A 237-nucleotide genomic window follows, 5' to 3' on the forward strand; every position below is an offset into this window, starting at 1 on the left:
GGTAGATCTTTGAAAACTGAACAAGATTGATAATCGATGATGTGTAAGGAATCTTACAACGAAGTTTGTAAGAATTAAACATTGCGAAGTCAATTCGCTTATAAAATAACAATTTATTCAGAAGAGCTAAGTTAAGCTTTTCATCTTAAGATGAGAGTTTGATCCTGGCTCAGGACGAACGCTGGCGGCGTGCCTAATACATGCAAGTCGAACGAGCTCTCCCAAATTGATTTTATG

The 237-nt window shown here is 37.1% G+C and carries 1 rRNA gene; it reads left to right on the plus strand.

Annotated elements, in window-relative coordinates:
- Window positions 1-146: 146 nt before the first annotated feature.
- Window positions 147-237 (plus strand): 16S ribosomal RNA (locus ABWU86_RS05885); the annotation flags it as partial.

Origin of the sequence: Apilactobacillus pseudapinorum (assembly GCF_040369555.1) — a bacterium.
In the GTDB taxonomy this organism is placed as follows: Bacteria; Bacillota; Bacilli; order Lactobacillales; family Lactobacillaceae; genus Apilactobacillus.